Below are 25,164 nucleotides of genomic sequence, written 5' to 3'. Positions count from 1 at the left end.
CGTATCCGGGTCGGAGCGGACCGACGGTTCTCGACATCCCCGGCGGAAAGAATGTCGGACCGATCCACCGGAGACGAACCCACCCGGCCGTACCCGACCCGACTGCCCGCAACGGCCGCCGCCGACGCGCCGGCGCCGTGGTGCGAGCCGGGCCGCGCGGGGCGAGTCGGGCCCGCCCCGATCAGCCGGCCTGCGTCGGCCCCGTCCCGCGCACCGGCGCGGCCGGCACCTCGGACACGACCGGCACGACGGGCACGACCGGCGCCCCGGGGGCGACCGACGCCGCGGGCGCAACCGTTGGCGCAGCCCCGACCGCCCCCGACCGTGGACTCGCCTGCGGGCGCAACACCCGATGGATGGCCAGCGTGCCGGTGAGCGAGGCCAGCCCGACCAGTGCGATCACGTGGCCGGGGGCGAGCACGCCGGCCAGCGCCCCCGCACCCGCCATGGCGACGCCCTGGAGGGTCATCGTGCCGGTCATCGCCAGGCCCATCGCCTGCCCGGTGCCGGCCTTCGGGATGGCGTCCAGGAAGCGGCGTTGCAGGCCGAGTTGGTAGGACAGCCCCGCGCTGGACACCACGAACAGGCCGGCCGTGACCCACAGCGGCGGGCCCGCGGCGAAGAAGACCAGCGGGACGCCGAGCAGCAGGGCCAGCCACGGTGTCAGGCGTTCGCGCCGGGCCGGGCGGACGAAGCGGCCCACCAGCAGGTCGCCCAGCAACATCCCGCCGGCGGCCGAGCCGTACAGGACACCGGCGTGGTCGGGCGCGTACGGGACGATCACGCCCTCGGCGGCGGCGGTCAGGTTGGCCGGTATCCACTGGGCCAGCAACAGGCCGCGCACGGTCCGGTCGCCGAGCAGTTCGCGATTGACTCGCCAGGTCGCGCGTACCGTGCCCTCGGTCCGGGCCGACCCGGTGCGCTCGGGGCGCGGCGCGGCCGGCAGGCCGAACCGCACCACCGCGGCGGAGGCCAGCGCGACGGCGGCCGCGAACAGCAGCGCGCCACCGGATCCGACCAGGGCGAGCAGCAGACCGCCGACCGCGAAGCCGAGCACCTGCATCGCGCCGGCGGCCATGCCGAACACCGACCGCCCGAGCACGTAGGCGTCGCCGTGCAGCAGTTCGGGCAGCGTGCGCTGACGCGCGGCCCCGGCGATCGGGCTGACCAGCCCGACGCTCGCGAGCAGCAGCAGGACCGCCCACACCGGCAACACGTCGGCGGCGAGCACCAGCGCGAGCACGCACCGGACCAGGTCGTACCCGGCCATCGCGGCGCGCACCGGCACCCGGTCGGTGAGCGAGAGCAACAGTGCCCCGCCGAACGCCTGCGGGACGAACCCGGCGACATAGGCGAGCGCGGACAGCGCCGGCGACCCGGTGCGTTCGTAGACGAGCACGGCGAGCGCGAGCATCCGTACGGTGTCGCCGATCAACAGCAGCACAAAGGAACCGAACAGCACCCGGAAGGCGCCGACCGCGAAGACCTCGCGATAGGTCGCCGCTTTGACGTCGTCGCCGATCATGCGGGCGAGCGTGCCGCACCGCGTGCTGCGCCGGCCATGCTTTCGGCGACAGCCGAAACCTGGGAGGCTGTCGGCGGGAGGCGCGAGGCATGCTCAGGATCGAGGTCGGGCCGGCCGACATGGCGCGCAGCAGGTTCGGCATCTCGCCGCTGGGCGAGGTGGTGTGGGTGTTGCGGACGTTGTCGGGAAGCCACCAGGCCGGGCCGCTGCGGCCGTGGATCGAGCGGCTGCGGCCGGCGTACGACCGGCTGCGTCGGGAGCGGCCGGCGATCGCGGCGATGGCGTCGCTGTACCGGCGCGGCGGCTACAACGCGGACTTCCTGCACCCGCCGCCGTCGGGCACGCCGGCCGGGATCGGGGACGAACTCGCGGTACTGCGGGCCACCTCCCTGGACCGGGCCCGGTCCGAGCTGGCGCGCAACCTGGTCGGGTTGCGCGCGCCCTCGGCGGCGACGCGGGCGGTGTTCGACTCCCCCGATGTGGTGGGGCGGCTGGCGGACGCGATCGAGGCGGCGTGGACGAGCCTGGTCGAGCCGGAGTGGCCGGCGCTGCGCGCGGTGCTGGAGCACGATCTGGTGCGCACCGCCGGGCGGTTGGCGGCGTACGGCTGGGGTGCGGCGCTGGGCGACCTGTCGCCTCGGCTGCGGTGGCGCGACGAAGGCGTGATCGAGGTTTCCCGTGAGCAGCCCGACACGGTGCGGCTCGACGGCGCCGGGCTGCTGTTCGTGCCGTCCGCGTTCGGCTCGATGATCGTCTACGTGGAACCGCCGTGGCCGTACGCCATCGTGTATCCGGCCCGGGGCGTGGCCGAACTGCTGGGCGCCCCGGCCCGCTCGGACGACGAGGCGCTCGCCGATCTGCTGGGCGCCACGCGCGCGATGATCCTGCGTGCGCTGGCCGGCCCGGCCACCACCACCCAACTCGCCGCTCGGCTCAACCTGGGCCTGGGCACGGTCGGCGACCACCTGGCCGTGCTGCGTCGGGCCGACCTGATCACGGGCCTGCGGGTGGGCCGGTCGGTGCAGTACCGGCGCACCACGCTCGGCGAGGTATTGGCCGACGGGAGAGGCTAGGCGGTCGGTGCTTCTCGGCCGGGACGCCCCGCCCCGGCGGCAGGCTCAGTCGGTGGTTGTGGTCAGGCTGGGCAGGTAGCCCCTGGCCTGGCCCGTGGCGGTCGGGTGGTAGGACTCGTCGACCGGCAGCGTCAGGCCGTGCAGCCACTCGTCCGCCCCGCACACCCCGTGCCCGGCGAACCGGCCCCGGACGTCGGCGAATTCCGCGCCGCCCGCCGCCGCCCGGGCCTTGGTGATGTCCACCAGCACGTCGGCCGCGTCGTCCAGCGCGCGCCGCTTGGCCAGGCTCAGCCCCAGCGGGCAGCTACCCGTTTCGAACAGGCGCGGATACCCGAAGACCACGAGCCGCGCGTGCGGGGCCCGGCTGCGGATCCGCGCGTAGGTCGTGTCCAGGTCGGCCGGCAACTTCTCCCGGGCGTACGCCGTGGCCTTGGCCACCGCGGCCGAGCAGTCCCGGTCGCTGCCGACCACACACGTCGTGATCGTGTCGGCGAAGCCGACGTCGTTGCCGCCGGCGCTGATCGTCACCAGGGTGGTGTCGGCGGTCACCGCGGCCAGTTGCCGGTCCCGCACCTGGGCCGTGGTCGCCCCGGAGCAGGCCACGAAGGCGAACTCGGCCGCGCCGTGCGCGCGTTGCCACAGCGATGGATACGCGTTCGCGCTGCGCTTGCAGTCGCCGCCGTCCGCGAGGTAGTCGCCCGCGCCGACGCCGGAACTGTACGAGTCGCCCAGCGCGGCGTATCGCGACAGGGGTGCGGCCGGGGCCGGTCGGGCGACGGTTCCGGCGAACGTGAGGGCTGCGGCGACGGCGATGGCGGCGACACGGGACGGCGACGGCACGAGTGGATCTCCTCCGGAACGTGGGCACGTTGTCGGAGGTATCGGCCGGAATCCGGGCCGCCTTGATCGCCCTCACCCGTGGGACGCGCGCCGGGCTCGGTGTCTCACCCGCGCATCGGCGCCGGCTCGTGGGTGCGGAAGGTCTGGCGGTAGGTCATCGGCGGCACCCCGATGGTGGCCACCAGGTGCTGGCGCAGCGAGGCGCCGGTGCCGAAGCCCGCCCGGTCGGCGATCCGGTCCACGCTCAGGTCGGTGGTCTCCAGGAGCCGGCGGGCGTGTTCGACCCGTTGCCGGGTCAACCACTGGCCCGGGGTCATGCCCACCTCGTCCCGGAAGCGCCGGGTGAAGGTGCGTACGCTCATCCGCGCGTGCTCGGCCAACTCGGCCAACGACAGCGGGCGGTGCAGGTGTTCGAGCGCCCACGCCCGGGTCGCCGAGGTGGTGGCCGAGGACGGCTCCGGCACCGGGCGTTCGATGAACTGGGCCTGCCCGCCCTCGCGCCATGGCGGCGTCACGCAGCGCCGGGCGACCCGGTTGGCCACCTCGCTGCCGTGGTCGCGGCGCAGCAGGTGCATGCACAGGTCGATGCCGGCGGCCACCCCGGCGGCGGTGAGGATGTCGCCGTCGTCGACGAACAGCACGTCCGGGTCGAGCTCGATGTGCGGGAAGCGCTTGCGGAACTGGTCGACCTCGTTCCAGTGCGTGGTCGCCGGCCGGCCGTCGAGGAGGCCGGCGGCGGCGAGCACGTAGGACGCGGTGCAGAAGGACACGATCCGGGTGCCGGGCCGCAGTCCGGCCAGGGCCCGGGCGAGTGGTGCCGGGAGCCAGTCGGGTCGGTCGTTCTCGTCCACGCCGCAGGTGAACGGCGGAAGTACCAGGGTGTCGGCGGTCGCCAGCACCTCGGCGCCGTGCTCGACGGCGATGGCGAAGTCGGCGCTGGTGCGCACCGGCCGACCGTCGAGGCTGCACGTGATCACCTCGTACAGCGGTTCCTCGTCGGCGCCGGTCGCGGTGCCGAAGATCCGGACCGGGATGCCCAGTTCGAAGGGATAGACGTTTTCCAGGGCCAGGACCACGACTCGATGCATGGCCGGATCCTTTCACACATTGGCCACCCGGCCACTCGATGGCTGTTCGGGCCGGCGGCAGAGTTGTGCCCACGCCGCCGGACGCGGCGGTCGAACCACGGCACGAGCAGGGGAACGTGATGACGATGCGCGCCATCGGACAGGACACGCTGGGTGGGCCCGAGGTACTGAAGGTGGTCGAGGTGGAGCGCCCGACGCCGGGCCCCTCCGAGGTGCTGGTGCGGGTGCACGCGGCCGGCGTGAACCCGACCGACTACTGGCACCGCGGCACCGGCGGCCTGCTCGGTGACACCCCGGTCCCGCTGGGCTGGGACGTGTCCGGCGTGGTCGAGTCGGTGGGCCTGGGGGTGAGCGTGTTCCGGCCCGGCGACGCGGTGTTCGGCATGCCCCGACTGCCGCAACCGGCCGGTACGTACGCCGAGTTCGTCGTATCGCCGGCCCGGCATCTGGCCCGCAAGCCGGCCGGCCTGTCGCATGTGGAGGCGGCGGCGCTGCCGGTGGCCGCGCTCACCGCGTGGCAGTCGCTGGTGGACGCGGCCGACGTACGGCCGGGCGCGCGGGTGCTGATCCACGCCGCCGCGGGTGGGGTGGGCCATCTCGCGGTCCAGGTCGCCAAGGCCCGCGGCGCGTACGTGATCGGCACCGCCCGCGCGGCCAAGCACGAGTTGTTGCGCGGCCTGGGTGCAGACGAAACGATCGACTACACGAGCGTCGACTTCGCCGAGGCCGTCAAGGACGTGGACGTCGTGCTGGACACGATCGGCGGCGAGTACGGGCCGCGCTCGTTGCGGACGTTGCGGCCGGGCGGGCTGGTGGTCTCGCTGGCGTCGCCGGCGGAGGTCGCGTTGGGGCCGGTGGCGGAGGCGGCGGGGCGGCGGGCGACGTTCACCATCGTCGAGCCGGATCAGGGCGGGCTGAAGGAGATCGCGGCGCTGGTCGAGGCGGGGTTGCTGCGGCCGGTGATCGACGCGGTGCTGCCACTGGAGCAGGCGGGCAAGGCGCACGAACTGGGCGAGAGCGGGCGCACCTCCGGGAAGATCGTGCTGACCGTGGTCGAGTAGGACGGTCGGCGGGTCGGCCGGTCCGGTCGACCGCCGGCCGGTCCCGTCGGGTGGGCTGCGGGTGGGCCGCCGATCGTCCCTACCGACCGCCGCTCGGCGGCGAACTCCCGACATGAGTCTGCGCCGGATCGACCTTCGGCCGCTGCGGGCGTCGAGCGTGCCTCCCCGGCATCGGGACGAAGGCGGACGACGTCGACCGCCACCGCAGGGAAGGGAGCACCCGCCATGGCCGAAGAGCAATCCGCACCCGCTTCGGCACACACGTCCGCGCGGACGACGAAGGCCGCCGAGCGGCGGACGGTGCTCTGTCACCCGCGCGCGGACCTGGTGGTGGTCCTCGGCGGCATGCCGGCGGTGGGGCTGCTGCTCGGGCTCCCGCTGCCTCCGCCGGCTCCGTGGCGCGAGCGGGGTACCGCCGCCGACCCCCGGCCCGCCGACCAGACTTGACGAGCCGGCCAACCCGCGTTCGCCGATACGTCGCCCGGCGCCACTACACACTTGTCCATGACCTCAGTGGACAGAAGGACCCTGCTGCGCACCGGCTCCGTCGTCGGCGCGGGCCTGGCGATCGCCCCCGTGGTGGGCGCCGGCTCGGCCTCGGCCACGACGTCGGACGCGCCCGCGTACGTGGCCTCCGGCCGGCCGAGCCTGAGCCACGGCGTGCAGAGCGGCGACGCCACCGCGTCCTCGGCGATCGTATGGGGGCGTGCCGACCGGCCCGGTCGGCTGATCGTCGAATACGGCACTCGGCCCGACCTGCGCGACGCACACCGCGTGCGGGGCCCGTGGCTGACCCCGGACGGCGACCTCACCGGGCGGGTCCGGTTGCGCGATCTGCCGTCCGGGCGGCGGATCCACTACCGGGTCCGAGTCGAGGGCGAGCGCGGTGCGGCCGGCCAGGCGGTCACCGGTTCGCTGCTCACCGCGCCGAGCGAGCGCAGCCGTTCCGGCGTGCGGTTCGTGTGGTCCGGCGACACCGTCGGCCAGGGCTGGGGCAGCAACCCGGACATCGGCGGCATGACGATCTTCGAGCAGATGCGCCGGCTGCGCCCGGACTTCTTCCTCAACAGCGGCGACACGGTCTACTCGGACGGCCCGCTGGTGGAGAGCGTCCCGCTGCCCGACGGCCGGATCTGGCACAACGTGGTCACCCCGGAGAAGTCCAAGGTCGCCGAGTCGCTGACCGAATACCGGGGCCAGTTCGCCTACAACCTGCTCGACCGCAACTACCGCGCGTTCGCCGCCGAGGTCGCCCAGATCAACCAGTGGGACGACCACGAGGTGCGCAACAACTGGTATCCGGGCCAGATCCTGGAGGACGCCCGCTACACCGAGAAGCGCGTCGACGTGCTCGCCGCGCGCGCCAAGCAGGCGTTTCGCGAGTGGGTGCCGATCGGCGACGACCGGGTTTACCGCAAGCTCTCCTACGGCCGGCACCTGGACGTGTTCGTCCTGGACATGCGCACCTACAAGGACCCCAACGACGACAACCGCTACGCCGACCCCAAGCGCGGCATGCTCGGCGACCGGCAGCGCCAGTGGCTGATCGAGGGCCTGTCGCAGAGCCGGGCCACCTGGAAGGTGATCGCCAACGACCTGCCGCTGGGCCTGGTGGTGCCGGACGGCGCCACCGCGCAGGAGGGCGTCGCGCAGGGCGACCCGGGCAAGCCGCTGGGCCGCGAGATGGAGTTCGCCACGATCCTGCGCACGGCGCAGCGGCGCGGCGTGCGCGGCATCGTGTTCCTGACCGCCGACGTGCACTACACCGCGGCGCACCACTACGACCCGTCCCGGGCCGCGTTCAAGGACTTCGACCCGTTCTGGGAGTTCGTCTCGGGCCCGCTGAACGCGGGCGCGTTCGGGCCCAACGCGCTGGACGGCACGTTCGGCCCCAAGGCCGAGTTCGTGCACGCTCCCCCGCGCGCCAACTACTCGCCGCTGGAGGGCTTCCAGCACTTCGGCGAGGTCGAGATCGACGGCCCCTCGGGCAACCTGACGGTCAACCTGCGCGACGGCGCGTCCACCGTGTTGTGGAGCAAGACGCTGCGCCCGGTGCGCTGACGCCGAAGCCGGCGCGAACCACTCGCGAAGCACCCGCCCCGAAGGCCCTCGTCCCCTGGAATTCACCTCGGACGAGGGCCTTCGGGCGTCGCTGTACACACGTGTCCGCCGGGTCGGCCGCTTCGGACGAAACATCCATCACTACCGGAAAAAGCGCGACAAAGATCGTTCGCGGCTTCGATTATGCTCCGCCCCCGGTTGCCCCTCGGGGGTCGGCCCACCAGATCGAAGCGAGGCACAGGCATGGACACTGCACGCGAGATACCGGACTCCGTCCGCCCGGGCCGCCCGGGCCGAAGGCCCATCACCGGGCGCGCCTTCCGTACCACCGTCCCCGCCGTCGCCGCGTGCCTGCTGCTCGGCGCGTGTGGCGGTGGCGGTGACGACAAGGCGGCCAAGGACGCGGACACCTCCACCGTGACGCCCAAGACCGGCGGCACGCTGACCGTGGCGATGGCCAGCGATATGCGCTCGATGGACCCGTTCGGCGCGCTGAGCAACTCGTATACCGACAACACCCGGCTCAACACGGTCTACGACTCGTTGTTCTGGCACGAGGCCAAGACCGGCAAGGTGATGCCGCAGATCGGCGAGAGCCTGACCCCGGACCCGGGCGCCGCGTCCTGGACGCTCAAGCTCAAGCCGAACGTCAAGTTCTCCGACGGCACCCCTTACGACGCCGCGGCGGTGAAGTTCACCTGGGACGAACACGCCGCACCGGCGCGCAAGTCGTACCAGGCGGGCACCATCGCGGCGGTCAAGGCGACCGAGGTGGTCGACCCGACCACGCTCAGGATCACCCTGAACGGCCCGAACGCCAACTTCGACCACATCGTCGCCTCGAACCTGGCCTTCATCGTCTCGCCGACGGCGTACAAGAAGGATCCGACCGGTTTCGCCCGCAACCCGGTCGGCGCCGGCCCGTACACGTTCAAGGAGTGGACCAACGGCGACCACATGACCTTCGTCAAGAACCCCACCTACTGGCAGGGCGCGGCCAAGCCGTACGCGGACACCGTGGTGTTCAAGATTATCCAGGACAGCACCCAGGCCCTGGAGACGGTGTTCTCCGGCAGCGCGGACCTCAAGGTCTCGGTCAACGCGGAGGACCCGGTCAAGGCCAAGCAGAAGGGCCTGGAGACCAAGGTCGTCACGATCATCGGCGGCGAGTCGCTCTTCTTCAACAACAAGCGTGCGCCGTTCGACGACGTCCGCGCCCGCCGCGCCGTGCAGCTCGCGCTCGACGCGAACGAGGTGAACAAGATCTCCTTCAGCGGCAACGGCACGCCCACCAAGAGCATCTTCCCGCCGGACAGCCCGCTGGTGGAGCCCGGTACCGAGACCGTTCAGTCCACCGACCGTGCGGAGGCGCAGCGGCTGCTGAACGAGTTGGCGGCCGAGGGCAAGCCGCTGGACTTCACCTATTCGATCCCGCAGAACGCGAACGCGCAGCGGACCGCCGAATACATCATGACCTCGCTCCAGGGCCTGAAGAACGTCACCGTCAAGCTCGCCCCGATGCCGATCGCCGCGTACCAGACGGACATCGTGATCAACAAGAACTACCAGGCGGCGATGTTCAGTTACTACCTTTCGGACGCCGAACCCGGCCTGTACGTGAACCTCTACAGCACCAGCCCGAACAACTACCTCCTGTACGCCAACCCCACGGTCGACCAGAACCTGGACAAGGCCCGCACCACCAACGACCCGGCCCAACGCAAGGCCGCGTACACGGCGGTCGCCGCCCAACTCAAGCAGGACGCCCCCCTGTGGACCTACCAGTCCTCGGTGGTGACCGCCTTCCACCGCTCGGCGGTGGTCGGCATGGTCCTGACCAACGACGGCATGGTCCTGATGGACCGCGTCGGCCTCAAGGGCTGACCGGTACCGATCCCCGGGCCACGCCCGGGGATCGGGGATCGCACTTACCGGCTGTACGACCTCGACGCGCTGGTCCGCCTCGAACTCGTGCGCACGCTGCGCGACCTCGGCATCGATCTGGAGACCATCCGACGGGTGTTGGCCCGCGAGGTCACCGTGGCCGAGGTCGCCGAGGCGCACGCGAACGCGAAGAGGGTGGTGGACGTGTGTTCGTCCACCACCCTCGTTCAGCAGGCTCCGATCAGCGGATCGGCGCCGTGGTGCCGGCTCAGCCGATCAGGACGCCCTCGCGGTCGCCGTCGGCGTCGGGCTTGGGGGTTTCCTCGTCCGGACGTTGGGCGAGCTTGCTGGGCCACCAGATCTTGCGGCCGATGTCCAGGCCCAACGCGGTGACCAGGACCGAGCGCACGATGAAGGTGTCCAGCAGCACGCCCAGGGCGACGGTGAAGCCCATCTCGGCGAACGAGACGATCGGCAGCGTGCCGAGCACCGCGAACGTGGCGGCCAGCACCAGGCCGGCCGAGGTGATCACGCCACCGGTCGCGGACAGGCCGATCAGCACGCCGCGCCGAGTGCCGTGCTTCTTCGACTCCTCGTGCACCCGACTCATCAGGAACACGTTGTAGTCGATGCCCAGGGCCACCAGGAAGACGAACACGAACAGCGGGAAGCCCACGTCGGTGCCCTTGAAGCCGAGCAGGTGCTCGAAGGTGAACACGCTGATGCCCAGCGCCGCGGCGAAGGACAACACCACGGTGGCGATCAGCACCAGCGGGGCGATCACCGCGCGCAGCAGCAGCCCGAGCACGATCAGCACCACGAGCAGGATGAGCGGGATGATCACCTTGTCGTCGTGCTCGGACGCCTTGGCCACGTCCATCTGGGTCGCGGTGCCACCGCCGACCTTCGCCGCGCCGTCCGGAACCGCGTGCATCGCGGTGCGGACCCGCTTGACGGTGTCCTTGGCCGCCGCCGAGTCGGGCGACGCGCTCATCACGCCCTCGATCTGCACCCGGCCGTTCGCCGCGCCGGTCTGCCGGACGCCGTCGGGAGCGATCCCTCGGGTCGCCTGGAGCGTCTGCATCAGCGCGGTCGCGGCCGACTCCCGGCCGATCACCACGATCGGGTCGCCGGAGCCCGCCGGGAAGTAGCGCTCGGAGATCTCCTGGCCGGTGATCGACTGCGGCTTGTTGGTGAACGAGTCCTTGTTGGCGATGCCGTCACCGTTGAGGTTGCTCAGGCCGATGGTCATCACGCCGAGAATGACCGCGGTGACGATCCACACCAGGCGCGGACCGCGGGAGATCTGCCGGCCGACCTTGGCCCACAGGCCGTTCTCGTCGTGCGTGATCGCGTCCGGCTCGTAGGCCGGGCGGATCGGCCAGAACACCCAGCGGCCGACGATCACCAGCAGCGCGGGCAGCAGCGTGGTCATCGCGACCAGGCCGACCAGCACGCCGAGCGCGCAGACCGGGCCCAGGCCCTTGGTGGACTGCATCTCCGCGGCCATCAGGCACAACATGCCCACGCCGACCGTCGCGGCACTGGCCACGATCGCCGGTCCGGCGCGGAACAGCGCCGCCGCCATCGCCTCGTGCCGATCCTCGTACCGGTGCAGTTCCTCGCGGTATCGCGCGATCAGCAACAACGCGTAGTCGGTGCCCGCGCCGAAGATCAACACGGTCAGGATCGCCGCGCTCTGGCCGTTGACGACCAGACCGGCCTTGGTGAACAGGTACACCACGGCTTGCGCGGTGAACAGCGCCGCGACCGCCGAGATCACCGGGAGCAGCCACAACACCGGGCTGCGGTAGGTGAACAGCAGGATCAACACGACCACGCCGAGGGTCGCGTACAACAGCGTGCCGTCGATGCCCTCGAACGCGGCGGCCTGGTCGGAGCCGAGACCGGCCGGGCCGGTGACGTACGCCTTGAGCCCGTCCGGATTGTCCTTCAGGCTCTTCTTGATCTCGTCGACCGCGTCACCGAGGTCGTTCCAGCCACCGTCCTTGATGGTGATCGGAACCAGGACCTGGGCGGCCTTGTTGTTGGGTTCGAACCTCGGTTCCTCGACCTTGTTCGTCACGCCCTTGGCGGTGGCGAACTTGGCCCGGTCGTCGGCTATCGCCTTGGTGTCGTCCGGCGACAGGCCGGCGGTCCGCTCGTAGACCACGACGGCGGGCACCGTCGTGTCCGGGCGGAAGTCCTTCTGTTCGTTGATCACCTTGGTGGACTCGGCCTCGGCGGGAAGCCACGACGAGACCTCGTTGTTCTGAGCGTCGGTCAGCTTGGCCGAGAGCGGCATTGCCACCACGAGCAACACCAGCCACAAGGCCAGCACGACCCACTTGGATCGACGGCCGCACGGCAACGCCGCGAGCGCCTTGATCCGGTTCATGTTTCCCCCAGCTAATGGGCTGATTCCAAGGAAGCAGCGGTCGATCGACGATGGATCGGTTCCGCGCCAGACCCCGCGACCGGGCGTTCGGAACCGTCCGCGACCCCGCCCGGGGCCAACCGGTCGGTGTCGAAGTTGCTGTGTTTCATACAGGAGTTCGGACTGCGCGGCGCCCCGAAACTCATCGCTTGCCGGCGGTCCGATGGCGGATTGTCCCGGATGGACGGTCCCACCGTCCACCGATTAACGCCCAGTTGCGTGCAAGGCGGGTTAATACCCGGTGAACTCACCGAATCGATAGGGGTGATCGGCAATCACACGACGACGCGGGCCGGTTTCGGGGAGCCTTCCGCGCCGCCGATCACCGCCGACCGACCCGTCGGTCAGGCGTGCTCGGCCGTGCCCGTCCCTCCCTGGTCGTGTTTCGGGTTCCGGGGCAGCACGGCCAGGCCGTCCAGGAATCGTTCGAGGACGAACTCGAACCGCTCGTCGATGTGCGGTGTGGTGAGTTCGCGCGCGGTCGCCACCAGATGCGGGTAGGTGTCCGCCGGGAAGGCCGCGATCGTGTCGCCGATCGCGGTCACCGCCTCGCGGACGGGCACCCCGGCGACCACCGCCGCCGAGATCGGCCGCTGCTCGCCGTACACGAACCCGGTCACCAGCGTGCTGAGCCCGTAGGTGATGTACGCCGCGTCCTGCCGGTTGAACCCGGCCCGATCCAGCATGGCGAGCTGATGCTCCATCACCGCGGCCATCCCGGGACCGGCCGGGAAGCGGCCCATCAGCACCCGCACCGAATCCCGCCGCCGATTCAGGAACGCACGGAACGCCCAGGCCAATTCGCGCAGTTCGATCCGCCAGTCGCCGCGGATGGGCGGCAGCGCGGGCACGCCGAGGCCGAGCAGCCCGTCGGCGAGCAGGTCGAGCAGTTCCTCCTTGTCCCGCACGTGCCAGTACAACGACGGGGCCCGGACGCCGAGTTCGGCCGCCACCGAGCGCATCGACAGGGCGTCCAGGCCGTCGCGCTCCAGCACGACCAACCCCGCCCGGACCAACGCGTCGAGGGTCACCGCCGGCCGCCGTCGTGCACCGTCCGCCGGCGCCCGGCCCTTGCCCGTCATGCCCACTCCTCGTCGTCCACTCCGGCGAGCGTCGCCGCCGAGCCCGTGCGGTCAATCCTCCAACGCATTCAGGTCATTCGTCTTCCTCATTGAGGCGGTTGTGCCCGGGGATGCGCATCAATCCCCTTGCGCCGATGCCCACCGGAGTGCAATCTAACACCGTTAGACAGTCACTAACACTGTTAGGGAGAGGTCATGGCACCCGATTCCCCCGGTCCGATACCGGGACCCGAACCCCCGCCGAGCACCCCGGGCGGCGCACCGACGGCCGCCCCGGCGCAGGCCGGCGCGCCGCGCAAGGGCCTGATCCTGGCCACCCTGTGCATCGCGCTGTTCGTGGCCATGCTCGACAACGTCGTGGTGTCCAACGCGCTGCCCAGCATCGACCGCGACCTGGACGCGGGGGTCAGCGGACTGCAATGGGTGATGGAGGGCTACAGCCTGGTCTTCGCCGCGTTGCTGCTCACCGGCGGCACCCTGGGCGACCGCTACGGCCGGCGCCGGGTCTTCCTGATCGGCCTCGGCGTGTTCACCGCGGGTTCCATCGCCTGTGCCCTGGCCGGTTCGCTCCCGGCGCTGATCGCCGGACGCGCGATCCAGGGCGTGGGCGGCGCGCTGTTGTTGCCCGGCAGCATGTCGATCATCCGACACGTGTTCACCGACGAGCGGGAGCGGGCCCGCGCGATCGGCATCTGGTCGGGCGTCTCCGGCGCCGGGCTCGCGCTGGGTCCGGCGATCGGCGGTCCGCTGGTGGACGCGTTCGGCTGGGCGAGCGTGTTCTGGATCAACGTGCCGGTCGGTGTCGCCGGGATCCTGGTCGGCTCCTGGGTGCTCCCCGAATTCGCGGAGCGCCGCGGCCGATTCGACCTGCCCGGACTGCTGCTGGGGGTACCGGCCGTCGGGGCGCTGGTGTTCGCGCTGATCGAGGGCCCGGCCCAGGGCTGGACCTCGACCCGGGTGCTCGGCGCCGCCGCACTGGCCGCGGTCGCGCTGATCGCCTTCGTGGGTGTCGAACTACGGGTCGCCCAACCGATGCTCGACCTCGGCTTCCTGCGCGACCGGGTGATCGGCGCCGCCATATGGGGCGGCTTCGCGGTGAGCTTCGGGATGTTCGGCGCGTTGTTCTTCCTCGGTCTGTACATGCAGGACGTGCTCGGGTACACGCCGACCCGGGCGGGCTTCGCGTCGTTGCCCTCGACGTTGGCGATCATGATCGCGGCGCCGATCTCCGGGCAGTTGGCGGGCCGGATCGGGCCGCGCGTACCGCTGGTGACCGGGCTGACCCTGTGCGGGGTCGCGCTGGGCGGACTCTCCTTCTACGGCAAGGACGCGTCCTACCTCGAATTCTTCTGGGTCCTGCCGTTCCTCGGCGCGGGCATGGGGTTGTGCTTCACGCCGATCTCGGTCGCGGTGATGTCCCGGGTCGAACCGGCCCGCGCCGGGATGGCCTCGGCGGTCACCAACACCGCGCGCGAACTGGGCGGCGTGGTCGGCATCGCCGCACTCGGCGCGGTGCTCACCGGGCGCCTGTCGAGCCGGTTGACCGAGCTGTTGGCCGACGAGCAGGTTCCGGCGGACGACGCTCGTCGCATCGTCGATGCCAGTACGTCGGGCGGTGGTGGCGGCATCGGGCATCTGGGCGCAGCGCCGACCCCGGTGCGCGAGGCCGCGACGACGGCGTTCATGGACGGCCTGCATCTGGCGCTGTGGACCGGCTCGGCGATGTTGCTCGGATCGGCGGTGCTGGTGGCGTATCTGATGCGGGATCGACCCGAGATCGTGGTGGGCGACGCGGTGGGCTCGCCGGCGAAGGTCGCGGCCTGAGCGGGTGGGGGCGCCGGCCGATGCCGGGAACGGGCTTGCTCGGGGCGCCCGTTCCCGGCGTGGCGAGCGCTCAATACAGGTTCGCCATCGCGCCGCGCACCTCGCGCAGGGTCGCGTCGGCCACCGCGTTCGCCCGCTCGTTGCCCGCGTGCAGGACGCGCCGGACCTGGCCGAGGTCGCGCGCGTACTCGGCCCGGCGCGCCCGGATCGGGGCCAGGAACTCGTTGACCGCCTCGGTGACGGTGCGTTTGAGCGCGGCGGCGCCCGCCGTACCGATCTCCCGCGCGACCAGGTGCGGGTCCCGGTCCTGGCACAGCGCGGCGAGCAGGACCAGGCCGGAGACCTCCGGGCGGGTCTCGGGGTCGTAGGTGATGTGCCGGTCGGCGTCGGTCCTGGCGCCCCGGATCAGCTTGGCCGTCTCGTCCGCCGTGGCCGCGAGCGCGATCGAGTTGCCCCGGCTCTTGCTCATCTTGGTGCCGTCCGTGCCGAGCAGCAGCGGCGCGGCCGACAACAGTGCCTCGGGCTCGGGGAAGACGGGATGTCCGCCGGTCGGGTAACGGTCGTTGAATCGGCGGGCGATGGTGCGGGTGAGCTCCAGATGCGGCAACTGATCCTGGCCGACCGGGACCACGTTGCCCTTGCAGAACAGGATGTCGGCCGCCTGGTGCGCGGGATAGGTGAACATCAGCCCGCTGACGGCGGCCTGTCGCGAGTGCGCGATCTCGTCCTTGACCGTCGGATTGCGGCCCAACTCGGCGACCGAGACCAGGCTGAGGAACGGCAACAACAGTTGGTTGAGGGCCGGGACCGCGCTGTGCGTGAAGATCGTGGTCCGGTCCGGGTCGATCCCGACGGCCAGGTAGTCCAGGAGCAGGCCCTCGACGTGCTCGACCAGGTGGTCCGCGACGTCGCGGTCGGTGAGTACCTGATAGTCGGCGATGATCAGGTATCCCTCGACGCCGAGGTTCTGCAGGCGCACCCGGTTGTCCAGGGTGCCGAAGTAGTGGCCCAGGTGCAGGCGCCCGGTCGGGCGGTCGCCGGTGAGCACCCGAAAACGCTCGGGCGCACGGCGAATGCGCTCTTCGAGCAGCGCGCTCCGGGCCTGCGCGGCGGTGGTCTCGATCACACCCGCCGCCTCGCCGGGGTCGATCGTGGTGGTCGGCGCGCTCGTGGTCGTGGTTCGGGCGGTCGCGTCGCCCTCGATGTTCGGCGTGATGGTCATGATGTCTTCTCCCGATCGGTGGGGTGGGTCGCCGTCCCGACGGCGCCGTCCCCGGATCAGGGCATCAAAAAAGGGCCGTCCGTCCGAACGACCCTGGTCATGCACGAATGGTGGTCGCTCCTAAGTGGAGCGCCACCAACTGCGACCGACTACGTCTACCTGCTGCATGCCTCCACCATAGCGCCCGTCCCCGCCATCCGGACGGCTTGCCCGCACCTTCGCCGAACAGGGCCGAACTCGGCGCATGTGTCCGGTAATCGCCTGTTGCGCCGCGCGCCTTCCGGTCTACCGTGGCAACATTCCGGCGGGCGACGTCGCGCCTGTCCGCCCGCGCCCGCCCCGACGGGTCGAGGCCGAGGTGCGTGCTTCGCCCGCGCCGGGATCCGCGTCGGCCGACGACCGGTTCGCCCGGGCCCGACGCCGACGCTCGGGCAACTCCCTTGTCCCCACGCCCGATCACCGACTGCGGATCGGCGCTCGAGCGGGAAATCCGCCCGGACCGAAGTGAATAGCCCTGCGGAGGACCTTTGGGGAGGTGCCCCTCCGCGGTGCGGCGGGCGAGGCGGGACGTGGCGGATTCACCGCGCTCCGCCTCGTCGGGCCGAGTCGAACAATTGCCGTGTTTCCCGACAGGATCCCCCGAAATCCTGTTCTGCTGCGCCGCCCGATCTCCCCGGCCGAGCCCCTCATCTGCGGGGCTTCCGCCGAAAACGGCCCATCGCCCTTCCCGAGGGCGCTACCGTCGCTGTAAGGACCCGATGCCCACACGCTCGATCCGTCCACGCTGCCGACCCTCGGGCGGCGGGTCCGGAACACCCGCCAGGAAAGGCCCACCGCCGTGCCGCACCCACTGCTCGACGCCATCGACACCGCACAGGATCCCGCCGATTTCCTGCGCTCGATCGGAACCGTGCACACGACCTTCGGCGACCAGGACTCGGGTGCGGTCTCCTACGGTGTGCACGTCGAGGGCAACTGGTTCGTCAAGACCGGCCCCAACGCCGCGTCCGCGCTGTGCCTGCGCCGCGCGATCGACCTGCACGCGCACGTCCGGCATCCGGCGATCGTGCCGGTGTTGCACTCGTTCAGCGCCAACGGCGTGCCGGTGACGGTGGGGCCGTGGCGCGCGGGCGAGGTCTTGTACCACTCGACGCTCAAGCGCGCGGGCAAACAGTTGCGCACCGGCGCGGCCTCGCCGCTCGCCCGCTTTCGCGCCCTGCCGCTGCACGACGTGCACGCGGCGCTGGACGCGATCCTGGACGCGCACCGCCTGATCGACGCGGCCGGTTACGTCGGGGTGGACTGGTACGACGGCTGCGTGCTGTACGACTTCGCCGCCCGCCGGGTACACCTGATCGATCTGGACGAGTACCGCAGCGCGCCGTTCGTGCTGGACACCGCCCGGCTGTCCGGGTCCACCCGCTACATGCCGCCCGAGCACAGCCGCCGCGGCGCGCTGGTCACCCGCGCGGGCACCGTGTTCCTGCTCGGCCGCACCCTGCGCCTGCTGCTGGACGCGGGCGACGAGGAGCGGGCCTGGCGCGGCACGCTGGCCCAACTCGCGGTGGTGGAGCGGGCGACCCGACGCGACCCGGCCGAGCGCTACCCCAACGTCACCGAACTCTTCGACGCGTGGAGCGCGGTCGCGCCCGCGGGCCTGCTCTCCGGCACCCACCGGGTCTGACGCGGGGCGCGTCCCGGGCCGTCAGCGCTGCCGCCCGCCGAAAAGCTCGTCGCGGGCATCGTCGAGGGCGGTCAGCACGGCGCCGTCCAGAATCGCGTTGCCGGGGACGGAACCCGCCAGCACCCGCGTGCTCAGCGGCGTCGCCTCGGCGAGTCGGGCCTCGACCCGATCGGCCAGCGCCGTACCGCCGGCCCGTCCGGTCTCGCCGCCCAGCACCACGCAGCCGGGGTCCAGGATGACCGCCAGCGCGGCGGCCCCGACCACGACCCGGGCGGCGAGTTCGTCCAGGAGCGCGGCGCCGGCTCCCGTGTCCTGCCCCGCGTCGACCTGTTCGGCCGCCGCCCGCACACATTCCTCGGCGCTGCCGGTGAAGCCGTGCCCGGCGGCCAGTTCCTCGATCGCCAGGCCCGAGACCAGGGTGTGGAAGCCGCCCGAGCAGTCCACCCGCGAGGGCCGGTGGCCGGTGCCCGGGACCGGGAGGAAACCCAGTTCGCCGCTGCCGCCGGAGGCGCCCCGCCGCAGTCGGCCGTCCAGCATCACGCCCGCGCCGATGCCCTGACCGAGCCAGACCAGGACGAACGTGTCCAGGTTCCGGGCCGCGCCGAGGCGTTGTTCGGCGATACAGGCGAGGTTGGACTCGTTCTCCAGGAGCACCCGGCCGCGTTCGCGGAGCGCGGCCACCAGGGGGGCATGCCAGCCGGGCGGGAAGCAGGACGAGCGCAGGTTGCCGGAGGCCGGATCGACCAGGCCGGGCACGCCGATGCCGAACGTGTGCAGCGTGTCGGCTCCGGCTCGGGCGGCGGCGTCGTCCAGCAGCCCGAGGATGTCGGCGAGGGCTCGGGCCGGGTCGCGGTCGGCGGGGATGGCGAGTGCGCCGGTCGCGACGGTGCGGCCGGCCAGATCGGCGACGGCCAACTCGACGCCGCCCACGCGCACGTCCAGTCCGGCGATGTGGGCGCGTTCCGCGACGATGCCGTACAGGCGTGCGTTCGGGCCGCGTTGGCGTTCGCCGGCCTCGCCGACCAGGTGGATCAGGCCCGCGCCGCCGAGGCGTTCGACCAGATCCGCGACGGTCGGGCGGGACAGCCCGGTGAGGGTCTTGAGCTGGGAGGCGGTCAGCGGGCCGTGTTCGATCAGCAGATCCAGGGCCAGCCGGTCGTTGATCGCGCGGGCCGTGCTCGGCGTCGCGGTGCGGAGCGCTGTCGCGGAGGGGGCGGTTGTCGCGGCCCGGGCGGTGGTCATGGCTACCGATCCTCGCAGACTCTTTTTTTCAGGAACCCTGCCTGATAATTTATCGCACCATGACGCAGACTTCCACGTCTCATGACGCCATCGGTGCGCCCGATGCAGCATCTTCGAAAGTCGAGGCCGAAGTTGGGGCCGGAGCCGGGCTCGGGGTCGGGGCTGACGGCGGGACCGAAGCCGCCGAGGCGGGTCGGGCTCGGGTCGCGGCGAGCCTGATCTTCGCCGTGCACGGCGCGGTCGGCGGCGGCTTCGCCTCCCGGTTGCCGTGGCTGCAGGAACACCTCGACCTGAGCCCGGGCCAACTGGGCGTCGCCCTGGCCGCCCCCGCCGTCGGCGCCTCGCTGGCCATGCCGGTGGCCGCGTCGCTGGTCCACCGGCACGGCGGCCGAACCGCGTTGCGCTGCCTGATCGCGCTGTGGTGCGCGGTGCCGCTGCTGCCCACCTCCGCCCCCGGCCTGCCGTGGCTGTGCGCGGCGTTGCTGGTGTACGGCGTGGGGGCGGGCATGTCCGATGTGGCGATGAACACCCAGGGGCTTGTGGTCGAACAGCGGGTCGGCCGCTCGACATTGCCGCTGCTGCACGGGATGTGGAGCGCCGGCGCGCTGGTCGGTGCGGGTCTGGGGGCCGCCGCCGCGTTCGCCGGGCTCGATGCCCGCGTACACCTGGCCGGCCTGGCCGTACTGCTCGCCGCGGTGGGCTGGATCGCCGGCCGCAACCTGCTCGACGCGCGTCCCACGGCCGGCGCCCCGGCCCCGCGCCGCTTCACGCTGCCGTCCCGGGCGGTGCTCGCGATCGGCGCGGTCGGCTTCTGCGCGGTCTTCGCCGAGGGCGCCGGGGCGAACTGGAGCGCGGTACACCTGCGGGAGGTCGCGGGCGCCTCCCCCGGCGTCGCGGCGCTCGCGTTCACCGGCTTCGCCTGCACGATGACCGTCGCCCGGCTGCTCTCCGGCCGGGTGGTGGACCGGTTCGGGGTGGTCCGAGCCGTTCGGGGCGGCGCGGTCCTGGCCACGACCGGCGCGGTCCTGGTCGCCACCGCGCATTCCCCGTGGCCCGCCGCGATCGGCTTCGCCCTGCTCGGCGTGGGCGTGGCCGCGGTCCTGCCGCTGACCTTCGCCGCGGCCGGACGGACCGGCCAGGACCCGAGCCAGTCCATCGCCGGCGTGGCCACGGTCACCTACACGTCGGGCCTGCTCGCCCCCGCCATCGTCGGCGGCATCGCCGACCACGCGTCGCTGGGCGTCTCCTTCGCGGTGGTCGCCGTACTCGCCGCGATCCTGATCCCCACCGCCCACCTGCTCGACCCGTCACCGAGGGCACCCGCCCCCGAGCCCGGCACCCCGGCCACCCCGGGCCCGGTATCCGCGACAGCCCCCACCACCGGGTCCCCCTCTCCGGCCGGGCGAGCCGTGATCGGCACATCCCCCTCGGGCGCGGCGACCCTGGTCTCCCCGCTCCCGCCGGAGCACCGATGAAACCCCGGGCACACACCACCGCCACCGCCCGAACCCGACCCACCGACGGGGACAACCTCGTCCGATCGATCGGGAACGCGCCGACCACGGCCTCCCCGCTCCCACCGGAACACCGAAGAGACCGCGGGCGGGCACGGCCACCACCACCCGAACCCGGCCGATCCGACCGGCCCCACCCACCGGCATCGGCGACTCTTCGGCGGCGTCGGGCGGGAACAGGGCGACCTCAGCCCCGCCGGAACACTGACGGCCCCCACGAGCACGACCGCTGCCGCGCGAACCCGGCCGATCCGATCGGCTCGACCCCCGGCAGGGGCGGCTCCGTCCGGTCGGCCTCGGTCGGGAGTGCGCGGCAGCGGCAGTGGTGCGAGGAGTCGGGTCAGTTCAGGGTCTTGACGAGTTCGGTCGCCAAGGGAGCGGCCGAGGACGGGTTCTGGCCGGTGTGCAGGTTGCGGTCCACGACCACGTTGGGGGACCAGGGGGTGCCCTCTCGGAAGTCCGCGCCGAGGGCGATCAGGCGGTCCTGGAGGAGCCAGCCGGCCCGGTCCGCGAAGCCGGCCTGGGTCTCCTCGGTGTTGGTGAACGCGGTCAGTCGGTAGCCGGCGAACGGCGAGGTGCCGTCGGGGCGTTCGGCCGCGAGCAGCGCGGCCGGCCCGTGGCAGACCACGCCCAGCGGCTTGCCCGAGTCGAGCGCCGCGGTGAGCAGCGCCCCGGAGGCCGCGTTCACCGCCAGGTCCTCCATCGGCGCGTGGCCGCCCGGATAGAAGACCGCCGCGTAGTCGGCGAGGTCGACGTCGGCCAGGTCGATCGGCGCACGCAGTGCGGTGAACCGTTCCAGCCCGGCGGTGATCGCGGCCAGGCCGTCCGGCCCTCCGTTCACCTCCGGCGCCAGGCTCGCCGCGTCGACGGTCGGGGTCACGCCGCCGGGTGTGGCCACCACGACGTCGTGGCCCGCCGCGCTGAACACCTCGAACGGCGCGACGGCCTCCTCGGCCCAGAAGCCGGTCGGATGCCGGGTGCCGTCGGCCAGCGTCCAGTGGTCGGAACCGCTGAGCACGAACAGGATTTTCGCCATGGGTCTTCTCCCAATCGCATCGGCCGGTCGCGGCCGGTGGTCGCGCCGTCGGACTCGAACGTAGATCGCCCACCCATCGGCATTCAAATAGGCTCTCCACCATGAGCCATGATGATTCCGATGGGTCACGGCTCGCCGAATCGGCCTCGATACCGGATCCGGCCGGCCGCGGGCCCCTGGATCTGACGCTGCTGCGTACCTTCCTGGCGGTGCACCGCGCCGGCTCCTTCACCGGCGCCGCCCGCGTACTGGGTCTGTCCCAGCCCACGGTCACCACCCAGATCCGCACCCTGGAGCGCCGATTGGGCCGGGCGCTGTTCGAGCGGTTGCCTCGCGGCGTGGCCGCCACGCCGATCGCGGACGACCTGGCCATTCGGGTCGCGGACCCGCTGGACGCGCTGGCGGAGGTGGCCGATCGTGATCGATTCGGCGCGGACACCCCGGCCGAGCCGGTGCACATCGCCGGTCCCGCCGAGGTGCTGTGTGTGCTGGTGTTGCCGGTACTCGCGCCGCTGATCGAGCGCGGCGTATTGCTGCGGATCTCCCCGGGGCTCACCGACGACCTGCTCGACGGGTTGCGCACGGGCCGGTACGACCTGGTTCTGGCCACCACCCGGCCGCGCGGCCGCACGCTGGCCGCCGTCCCGCTGATGGACGAGGAGTTCGTACTGGTCGCGGCGCCGCACTGGGCCGAGCGCATCGGGCCGGATCGGGTCGCCGCCGAGGGCCCCGCCGCGCTGCGCTCGGTACCGCTGGTCAGCTATGCCGAGGACCTGCCGATCGCCCGCCGCTACTGGCGCCACGTGTTCGGCACCCGGCTGACCGAACGGGCCGCGATCACCGTCCCGGACCTGCGCGGCGTGCTGACCGCGGTGGTCGCCGGCGCGGGCATGACCGTGTTGCCGCGCTACCTGTGCGCGGGCGAGCTCGCGTCCGGCGCGCTGGTGGCGCTGCTCACCCCGGACGACCCGCCGATCAACACCGGCTACCTGGTCCGCCGCGCGGGCACGGCGGGCCACCCGCACGTGATGCTGGTCCACCAGCACCTGGTCCGCGCGGCGCGCACCTGGTGATCCGCGATCGGCCCGTCGCGGGGCCGCGTGTCCGGATCCGCACGGTCGATCCCCGCACCCGAGTCCGCGCGTCGCGATCCACCCGCCGGCTCCGCGCGCCCGAATCCCCCCACTGGGGACCGCGCCGGCCGGTCAGGCGGTGTCCGCGACCGCCGTGGTGAGTTCGGCGAGCAGATCCGGTCCGCTCCACTGCCGGGCCTGTCCCGCCGGCGCGGTCTCCGCCTCGCGGATCAGCGCGATCAGACGCGCGTTGGCGGGCGCGGTCAGCCCGTTGCGTTCGGCCATCGCGAGTATCTCGCCCTGCACACTGTCCACCTCGGTACGCCGGCCCCGTTGCAGGTCCTCCCACATCGACGAACGCGCCTTCGCGTCGATCCGCAGCGCGGAACCCGCCAACCGACGAAACAGCGGATCGGGCAACCCGAGCAGTTGCCGATTGCGCGCGGCCGAGCCGGGACCGAGCTTGGCCGGTCGGATGCCCTCGGCCCGGAACGCGGTGAGCGCCTCGCCCTGGCACAGCGCCAGGCATGCCCGATAGTCGCGCTGCCCGAGCTGATCGCGCAGCGGCAGGCCGGACAGCGCGTTGATCGCGTTGTTGAGATTCATCAGCAACTTCGCGTGCTGCACCTCGGGCATGTCCTCGCGGACCTGGACCGGGATGCCGGCCTCGGCCAGCACGTCCACGAGCGGGATGGCCCGGGGATTCGCGTCGATCATCAGCGCGCCGGACGTGCCCTGATGGAACACCGCGGGCTCGGTGCGCAGCACGTTGTACGGAACCATGCCGGCCAGCACGGTATGCCCGGGCAGCGCGGCCCGCAGCACGGCGGGGTTGCGCACGCCGTTCTGCAGACTGACCACGATCGCGGCCGGGCTGAGCCGACCGGCCAGCTCGCGGCCGGCCTCGGCGGTGGCCGCGGACTTGACGGTGACCAGCACGAAGTCGGCGCCGGCCACCGCGTCCGGCGTCCGGGCCAGGGTCAGCCGCTCCGGTTCGACCACGGTCGGGGGACGGCCCGCGCCGGTGACGGTCAAACCGTCCGCGAGTGCGTCCAGGACGGTGGGGCGGCCGATCAGGGTGATGTCGGCGAAGGCGGCGAGCCGACCACCGAGCTGGCAGCCGACGCTGCCGGCGCCGAAGATCGCGATCCGGGGTCGGGGCCGCGAACGTGGAGCGGGTTGGGACATGTACGGCCTCCGCCTACGGATGCAAGAGCCAGGGATCAATCCGCAAGCGTACGTCCCCCGGCCCGCACCTGCGTTCGAGGCGCCCGGCGCCCGGTCTCCGGGCATTCGGGCCCGCCCGGTCGTCCCCGCTCGCGTGCGGTCGCTTGACCCTGTCGTTGGCGGCAGGGTTGCACGATCACGGCATGACAAACCTCGATGACACCGGCTCCCACCCGCCCCGCGTCGTCCTGATCACCGGTGCCGGTACCGGTATCGGTCGGGCCGCCGCACGCGCCTTCGCCGCCGAGGGCGCGCACGTGATCGCCGTCGGGCGCCGCACCGAACCGCTCGCCGAGACCTCGGCGGGCCACGACCGGATCACCCCGCTCGCCGCCGACCTCACCGCCGCCGGCGAGGTCGAGCGGATCGTGGGCACCATCGCCGAGACGCACGGCCGGCTCGACGTGCTCGTCAACAACGCGGGCATCGTCGGCACCGGCCACCTGGGCGGCTACACCCGCGAGAGCATCGACCCGCTGCTCGCCACCAACCTGATCGCCCCGGTCCTGCTCACCCAGGCCGCGCTGCCGCTGCTGGAGGCCGCCGGCGGGGTGGTCGTCAACGTCACCACCTCCGTCGGGCAGCGCGCCTGGCCGGGCAACTCGCTCTACGCGGCGACCAAGACCGCCCTGGAACTGCTCACCCGAAGCTGGGCCGTCGATCTCGCCCCGCGCGGGGTCCGGGTCGTCGCGGTCGCACCCGGCGCGATCGACACTCCGATCGGCGAGCACCAGGGCTGGACGCCCGAACAACGCGCCACCATCCGCGCCTGGCAACTCGCGCACACCCCGATGGGCCGAATCGGCACACCCGAGGAGATCGCCTGGTCCATCACCACCCTCGCGTCCCCCGGCGCCTCCTTCATCACCGGCGTGGTCCTGCCGGCCGACGGCGGCGCGGTCGTCTCCTGACCCCAGGCACCAACACAGCCACCCTCCCCTTCGCGGGAACGGCGCCAGGCACGAACCCACTCAAAACCGCGGACGCAGACGCGGACGCGGACGCGGAGGCGGAGGCGGACGCGGAGGCGGAGGCGGAGGCGGACGCGGACGCGGAGGCGGAGGCGGACGCGGAGGCGGAGGCGGAGGCGGACGCGGAGGCGGAGGCGGACGCGGAGGCGGACGCGGAGGCGGACGCGGACGCGGAGGCGGAGGCGGACGCGGAGGCGGAGGCGGAGGCGGAGGCGGACGCGGAGGCGGAGGCGGACGCGGAGGCGGACGCGGAGGCGGACGCGGAGGCGGACGCGGAGGCGGACGCGGAGGCGGACGCGGAGGCGGACGCGGAGGCGGAC

General features: G+C 72.4%; 19 protein-coding genes and 1 pseudogene. 11 read left to right on the top strand and 9 right to left on the bottom strand.

From position 1 onward, the window contains the following. Positions 1 to 181 precede the first annotated feature (181 nt). Positions 182 to 1,525, bottom strand: a complete 1,344-nt coding sequence (locus ACH4U8_RS32040) for an MFS transporter (RefSeq protein ID WP_395781880.1) — start codon at positions 1,523 to 1,525, stop codon at positions 182 to 184. An 89-nt stretch (positions 1,526 to 1,614) separates the two neighbouring features. Here ACH4U8_RS32040 and ACH4U8_RS32035 point away from each other — a divergent pair, with 89 nt between their 5' ends. Further along, complete coding sequence (locus tag ACH4U8_RS32035; protein WP_360321249.1) at positions 1,615 to 2,598, top strand: DUF5937 family protein; 984 nt, start codon at positions 1,615 to 1,617, stop codon at positions 2,596 to 2,598. A 45-nt stretch (positions 2,599 to 2,643) separates the two neighbouring features. Here the strand turns inward: ACH4U8_RS32035 and ACH4U8_RS32030 are convergent, their stop codons facing one another. Together ACH4U8_RS32030 and ACH4U8_RS32025 are read right to left on the bottom strand one after the other, a co-directional pair. After that, positions 2,644 to 3,438, bottom strand: a complete 795-nt coding sequence (locus ACH4U8_RS32030) for an SGNH/GDSL hydrolase family protein (RefSeq protein ID WP_395781878.1) — start codon at positions 3,436 to 3,438, stop codon at positions 2,644 to 2,646. A 104-nt stretch (positions 3,439 to 3,542) separates the two neighbouring features. Then, positions 3,543 to 4,526 carry a helix-turn-helix domain-containing protein gene (locus tag ACH4U8_RS32025; protein ID WP_360321243.1) on the bottom strand — a complete coding sequence of 328 codons (984 nt, stop codon included), beginning with the start codon at positions 4,524 to 4,526 and terminating at the stop codon, positions 3,543 to 3,545. A 125-nt stretch (positions 4,527 to 4,651) separates the two neighbouring features. Here ACH4U8_RS32025 and ACH4U8_RS32020 point away from each other — a divergent pair, with 125 nt between their 5' ends. From ACH4U8_RS32020 to ACH4U8_RS32000, 5 genes and pseudogenes are all read left to right on the top strand, one after another. Next, a complete protein-coding gene (locus ACH4U8_RS32020; protein ID WP_360321240.1) occupies positions 4,652 to 5,587 on the top strand; it encodes an NADP-dependent oxidoreductase in 936 nt (311 codons plus the stop codon). 225 nt (positions 5,588 to 5,812) lie between these two features. After that, the gene (locus tag ACH4U8_RS32015; protein WP_395781876.1) at positions 5,813 to 6,034 is read left to right on the top strand and encodes a hypothetical protein; all 222 of its coding nucleotides are present in this window, start codon (positions 5,813 to 5,815) and stop codon (positions 6,032 to 6,034) included. Positions 6,035 to 6,091: 57 nt separating this feature from the next. Continuing rightward, positions 6,092 to 7,648, top strand: coding sequence for an alkaline phosphatase D family protein (locus tag ACH4U8_RS32010; protein WP_395781874.1), 1,557 nt, complete (start codon positions 6,092 to 6,094; stop codon positions 7,646 to 7,648). A 243-nt stretch (positions 7,649 to 7,891) separates the two neighbouring features. After that, complete coding sequence (locus tag ACH4U8_RS32005; protein ID WP_379990283.1) at positions 7,892 to 9,532, top strand: ABC transporter substrate-binding protein; 1,641 nt, start codon at positions 7,892 to 7,894, stop codon at positions 9,530 to 9,532. A gap of 9 nt (positions 9,533 to 9,541) precedes the next feature. Continuing rightward, positions 9,542 to 9,667: pseudogene (locus ACH4U8_RS32000) on the top strand (MerR family transcriptional regulator); the annotation flags it as partial. A gap of 133 nt (positions 9,668 to 9,800) precedes the next feature. Here the strand turns inward: ACH4U8_RS32000 and ACH4U8_RS31995 are convergent. Both ACH4U8_RS31995 and ACH4U8_RS31990 read right to left on the bottom strand, forming a co-directional pair. Beyond that, the gene (locus tag ACH4U8_RS31995) at positions 9,801 to 11,930 is read right to left on the bottom strand and encodes an MMPL family transporter (protein WP_395781872.1); all 2,130 of its coding nucleotides are present in this window, start codon (positions 11,928 to 11,930) and stop codon (positions 9,801 to 9,803) included. Positions 11,931 to 12,313: 383 nt separating this feature from the next. Beyond that, positions 12,314 to 13,051 (bottom strand): TetR/AcrR family transcriptional regulator, encoded by a 738-nt coding sequence (locus tag ACH4U8_RS31990; protein ID WP_395781870.1) that lies wholly within the window; start codon positions 13,049 to 13,051, stop codon positions 12,314 to 12,316. 195 nt (positions 13,052 to 13,246) lie between these two features. On the opposite strand from ACH4U8_RS31990, the gene ACH4U8_RS31985 reads away from it, so the two are divergent. Then, the gene (locus tag ACH4U8_RS31985) at positions 13,247 to 14,875 is read left to right on the top strand and encodes an MFS transporter (RefSeq protein WP_395781868.1); all 1,629 of its coding nucleotides are present in this window, start codon (positions 13,247 to 13,249) and stop codon (positions 14,873 to 14,875) included. A 70-nt stretch (positions 14,876 to 14,945) separates the two neighbouring features. On the opposite strand, the gene trpS is transcribed toward ACH4U8_RS31985, so the two are convergent. Further along, entirely contained in the window at positions 14,946 to 16,097 is a 1,152-nt protein-coding gene (gene trpS / locus ACH4U8_RS31980; RefSeq protein WP_395781866.1) for a tryptophan--tRNA ligase, read from the bottom strand. Between the two features lie 838 nt (positions 16,098 to 16,935). On the opposite strand from trpS, the gene ACH4U8_RS31975 reads away from it, so the two are divergent. Further along, positions 16,936 to 17,781 (top strand): serine/threonine protein kinase, encoded by an 846-nt coding sequence (locus ACH4U8_RS31975; protein ID WP_395781864.1) that lies wholly within the window; start codon positions 16,936 to 16,938, stop codon positions 17,779 to 17,781. Positions 17,782 to 17,802: 21 nt separating this feature from the next. Here ACH4U8_RS31975 and ACH4U8_RS31970 read toward each other — a convergent pair whose 3' ends face one another. Continuing rightward, positions 17,803 to 19,023: an ROK family transcriptional regulator gene (locus tag ACH4U8_RS31970; protein WP_360321213.1), complete on the bottom strand. Its 1,221-nt coding sequence runs from the start codon at positions 19,021 to 19,023 to the stop codon at positions 17,803 to 17,805. A 218-nt stretch (positions 19,024 to 19,241) separates the two neighbouring features. On the opposite strand from ACH4U8_RS31970, the gene ACH4U8_RS31965 reads away from it, so the two are divergent. Continuing rightward, positions 19,242 to 20,498 carry an MFS transporter gene (locus ACH4U8_RS31965; protein ID WP_395782116.1) on the top strand — a complete coding sequence of 419 codons (1,257 nt, stop codon included), beginning with the start codon at positions 19,242 to 19,244 and terminating at the stop codon, positions 20,496 to 20,498. Between the two features lie 379 nt (positions 20,499 to 20,877). Here the strand turns inward: ACH4U8_RS31965 and ACH4U8_RS31960 are convergent, their stop codons facing one another. Then, positions 20,878 to 21,573: a type 1 glutamine amidotransferase domain-containing protein gene (locus ACH4U8_RS31960; protein ID WP_395781862.1), complete on the bottom strand. Its 696-nt coding sequence runs from the start codon at positions 21,571 to 21,573 to the stop codon at positions 20,878 to 20,880. A gap of 101 nt (positions 21,574 to 21,674) precedes the next feature. On the opposite strand from ACH4U8_RS31960, the gene ACH4U8_RS31955 reads away from it, so the two are divergent. After that, a complete protein-coding gene (locus ACH4U8_RS31955) occupies positions 21,675 to 22,646 on the top strand; it encodes a LysR family transcriptional regulator (protein WP_395781860.1) in 972 nt (323 codons plus the stop codon). A 132-nt stretch (positions 22,647 to 22,778) separates the two neighbouring features. Here ACH4U8_RS31955 and ACH4U8_RS31950 read toward each other — a convergent pair whose 3' ends face one another. Next, a complete protein-coding gene (locus ACH4U8_RS31950) occupies positions 22,779 to 23,834 on the bottom strand; it encodes a 2-dehydropantoate 2-reductase (protein WP_360321201.1) in 1,056 nt (351 codons plus the stop codon). 182 nt (positions 23,835 to 24,016) lie between these two features. On the opposite strand from ACH4U8_RS31950, the gene ACH4U8_RS31945 reads away from it, so the two are divergent. Next, positions 24,017 to 24,784 (top strand): SDR family NAD(P)-dependent oxidoreductase, encoded by a 768-nt coding sequence (locus tag ACH4U8_RS31945; RefSeq protein ID WP_395781858.1) that lies wholly within the window; start codon positions 24,017 to 24,019, stop codon positions 24,782 to 24,784. Positions 24,785 to 25,164: the final 380 nt, after the last annotated feature.

The organism is Embleya sp. NPDC020886 (assembly GCF_044333915.1).
Classification (GTDB): Bacteria; Actinomycetota; Actinomycetes; order Streptomycetales; family Streptomycetaceae; genus Embleya.
Note: the sequence above shows the minus strand (reverse complement) of the source record. Positions and strands in the feature narration are given on the sequence as shown.